The sequence below is a fragment of the Paenibacillus zanthoxyli JH29 genome, assembly GCF_000520715.1.
GTDB classification, from domain to species: Bacteria; Bacillota; Bacilli; order Paenibacillales; family Paenibacillaceae; genus Paenibacillus_AQ; species Paenibacillus_AQ zanthoxyli.
Genome location: NZ_ASSD01000214.1, coordinates 1 through 3,669, shown reverse-complemented (window position 1 = coordinate 3,669; position 3,669 = coordinate 1). Strand labels below are relative to the sequence as shown.

4 protein-coding genes are annotated in these 3,669 nt (G+C 49.9%); 1 reads left to right on the top strand and 3 read right to left on the bottom strand.

Going from position 1 to position 3,669, the window contains the following annotated elements:
• Window positions 1–141 precede the first annotated feature (141 nt).
• Window positions 142–468, top strand: a complete 327-nt coding sequence (locus L691_RS34215) for an isochorismatase family protein (protein WP_408634739.1) — start codon at window positions 142–144, stop codon at window positions 466–468.
• 402 nt (window positions 469–870) lie between these two features.
• Here the strand turns inward: L691_RS34215 and L691_RS0108105 are convergent, their stop codons facing one another.
• From L691_RS0108105 to L691_RS28265, 3 genes are read right to left on the bottom strand one after another with little or no spacing between them, the layout of a single operon-like run.
• Window positions 871–1,587: a restriction endonuclease gene (locus L691_RS0108105; protein WP_025689899.1), complete on the bottom strand. Its 717-nt coding sequence runs from the start codon at window positions 1,585–1,587 to the stop codon at window positions 871–873.
• A 33-nt stretch (window positions 1,588–1,620) separates the two neighbouring features.
• Window positions 1,621–3,489 (bottom strand): DUF2075 domain-containing protein, encoded by a 1,869-nt coding sequence (locus tag L691_RS0108100; protein WP_025689898.1) that lies wholly within the window; start codon window positions 3,487–3,489, stop codon window positions 1,621–1,623.
• 11 nt (window positions 3,490–3,500) lie between these two features.
• Complete coding sequence (locus L691_RS28265; protein ID WP_084653974.1) at window positions 3,501–3,662, bottom strand: MazG-like family protein; 162 nt, start codon at window positions 3,660–3,662, stop codon at window positions 3,501–3,503.
• Between the last annotated feature and the right edge of the window lie 7 nt (window positions 3,663–3,669).

Genomic DNA, 3,669 nt, shown 5'->3' with positions numbered 1-3,669 from the left:
GAATGAAGAAACATTGCTGAGCTAGAATTCTTCGCCTATGAGGACATTATATGGGACCCGCTATGCCCCTCATTCAGCTGAGCAAGTCGTCAGCCGTGCCCGCCCTCCATGGTGAAGGCGTTCAGAGACGCAGGTGCATTCGTGGGGCTCGTGCGCGTATCCAGCAAGGATTTCAAGGATATGCCGCGTCCTTTGCTGGATCAGGCTCCTCCTGCAATGAACCTTCCACCCGGCTGGGATGAAATTGTGCCAGAGATTGGTGTCACGGACACCGACCACGTGATTACAAAGCGCCAATGGGATGCCTTCCATGCGACGGACCTGGATCAGCAGTTGCGCCGGCGCGGCATTACGACGATCGTCCTTTGCGGCATTGCTTCAGGTATTGGTGTGGATACCACAGCGCGAAGCCTTCGCCCACGGGTATCAGGTGATTTTCGCGATAGACGCCATGACCGGCTTCAGTGAGGCGGAGCATGAGCATGTACGTTCCGTGATCTTCCCGCGGCTTGGCAGAATTCGCACGACGGCGGACATTCTAGCCTGTGCCGCCCTTCACTCTTCGACTCCTGAATAAAGAAGCTATTGGAATCAGAGCCAGGCATCCTTGGGGAAAAATAATCAAAAGGCGGCCCCCTGCGGTTTCATACGGGTAGCCGGGGTAGAACTTCTCTGCCCGAGGGGAAGGGGCAATGAATGAAGTAGACTGTCTGCGACCTCGGCGGGTTCAGGTTGAGCCGCTTATGCAGATGATTGTTTTATGACTAGCGTTATAGTTCGGTGTTAGTTGTGGTAGGGTTCTCCGCGATAGCTCAAGGGGCAATTTTGGGGCGAAAGACTATCCTGCGCTAAGTATGACCCTTTTTTATTTTACATAGCCTTTGTCTTCCGGCAGCTTGGATAATTACTGCAGCCCCAGAAAGCTGTGCCTTCCTTATTCTTACGCTGCACCATTGGAGCCCCGCATGCGCAGGTTACGGCTTTGACTGTAGAACCGGCAACCTTTCTCGGTTTTGCTTTGGTTTTAGCGGGCTGCCACTTGCCCCAGGCGCGGAGCTTGTTCTCGACAAGGCCGCCATGCCAGTAATCGACCTTGAATTGCTCCGCCTCCCGCTTTGCATCTGCTGTAAGATCGGAAGTAGTGACCAGCAGAGACAGGATGCAATCATGGTTTCTTTTAGCGCCCACCAGCTCGCGAACCGTCATAACCTGCACTTTGTTGTGGTCAGCATAACATTTAGCCTGAACCGCAGTTTTTTCGCCGCATTTATCGACAATGACCAAGTCTACGCCTCCATCCTTGCCGCCCACTCCCACTTCTTTGACGGTATAGCCTTGATCCCGGAAATACAGGGACAGCAATCTTTCAAACTCAGCGCCGTTTATTTGTTCCAGGGGTGTCTTCAAAAGTACTTCATCCGGTCTGCACGTTGTAGAGGAACGGTTAAAGGTAGGGGTAGCGCTTTTCTTAACAGAGGTTTGCCGCTTGCCTGCACTGCGCTTTTTCTTCTTCTTATTTCCTTGCATCAGACCGGACAACACGGCTAAGACGAGCATAGCTGCTATAAATCCAATAATCGATGTCATTAGTTGCTCCTTAGTAAATTAATATAATTGCGGCTACTCTGCCATTATGCGCTTTAACTGCCCTTCCAGGTACTCCCTCAGTTCGGGATTCCGGCAGTATAGGTAGCATCCCTTCATTCCTCTGGATATTAACACCTTGTAGATATTTTTAATGAGCGAAGTAAGCTGCTGGTTGTTATTCTTCAGTCCGCGCTTCCCCATCGTATCCTTGTATTCATCATAATCCGCGTAAATCTGCATTCCATGAGGATCAAACTTCAGGTCATTACCAATAATCACTCCCACATAGTCGAACTCCAAGCCCTGTGAGGTATGCACACAGCCAATCTGCTCTAACCCCTGCTCATGAATCGCCCAGGTGTTGGAGATCGCCCGTCCATTCCAAGGCATTCGAAAGCCATGCTCTTCAATCGTAACATCGGCGATTTCTCCGTTCCGGTTGCCCTCTGTATCCTTGGTCCAGTTCCAGGCGAATCCGGCCAGCATCCGAGCTTTATAACCTTCACTTACCTTGTCCTTGATGGATTGATAGAGCTGGTGGGGATTATCCATAAGTTTGAACTCAAACGCGCTCTGATCCCACCCGTTGAAGTTGCCTGTCTGGCGTATCTGAAAAATATGATCAACCCAATTGATGAATCCCTCCGCACCCGAACAGCGAAACTGCGCAGAGAGCGTATATTCATGAATTTCGGAGTCATGCAGCTCAGCAATCCGCTTGATCTCTGCCACTGATCCAATATCATCCGGCCGAATCCGCTGGAAATCATCAATGAAGAATACATTCACTTTAGATGCTTTGATAATATCCTCGATCTGATTCTCGCCGCGGTATTGATAGGCGCCTTTCCCCTTCAGCCGATGAGCTTCATCCACGACCATAACGTCATAAAAGTCCCCCGGAGTATCATAAAATTGACCCGACCCGGCAAATAGCGCCCGCGCCCTTGCTTTATTCTTCGCCTGCTGCTTCGCCAAGGTCTCTACCATTACCGTTCGAAAAGACGCATTAGGGGCAATAAATCTCACATTTAATTTATGCTTTAGCAGTCCTCCGAGCGCGTTCATGGAGATGACCGATTTTCCCGTGCCGGGGCCGCCTTTAATGAGAATTGTGCGTTTCCGGCTCGTATCTTTAGCTAAACTCATGATCGTCTCATAAGCTACCTTCTGCTCGTCCAGCAGGATGAACTCGGAGTTCCCTTTGAACAGCCCGTCCACATGGTCGATAAGCTTTTTGGAGGGACGAATCTTCCCATTCTCAATCAGATAGAGCAGATTAACTCCGTTCCCCTTGCCAATGTGCTTATGGAGGAACTCTTGAAGCTTAAGCGTATCCTCCGCCATGAATAAAGGTGCTTTGTGAATATACCCTTGATAACGCTCACTCTTCAACGGGTCAGGCTGAGGAGTCCGGTAATTATGTAAGTATGCGCAGGAATAACTGGTAAGATCACTGCTGTGAACAGCTTCATTCATGTCCTCCAACTGCTGCCGGTAAGACCACGCCTGGTACGAAGGATGCGGAGTTTCGCGCTCTCTGCCTCCGATATAAGCAACGACCACATCCTCACGGTCTGTCTCACTCGCTGCATCCCACTGCTTTAATTCCACGATCACAAAGTTATCCTTTCCTTCCTTGTCCTGTCCAGCCACAATAAAATCAACCCGCTTGCTCGTCGCCGGGATATTATATTCAATCATAACGCCGCAATCATCGGCGATCTTGGAATTACGCACTACCCGCTCCATGAACTGCATGGAGTTATTCCAGGCTCTTCTCTCTCCCGGGCTCGGCCGCATCCCCATCTTGCTGATAAAAGCATTCTCGATCTCCACCGTTAACTGGTTGTTGTCTACTTTTTCCCGGAATACCAGTGCACTGCTGCTGTAAATAATCATATCAGCTACCCCTATAGGTCAGTATATTTGTCCTTTTTGCCAAAAGCCTTCTCAATTGGATACTTGGCTTCATTTTTCTTCAGCTTGGCAAGGATGACATCCTCCATGTTCAGGTCTAACGACTGGGCCAGGTAAACCGCATATACCAGCACATCAGCCAGTTCATCGGCAATCTGATCC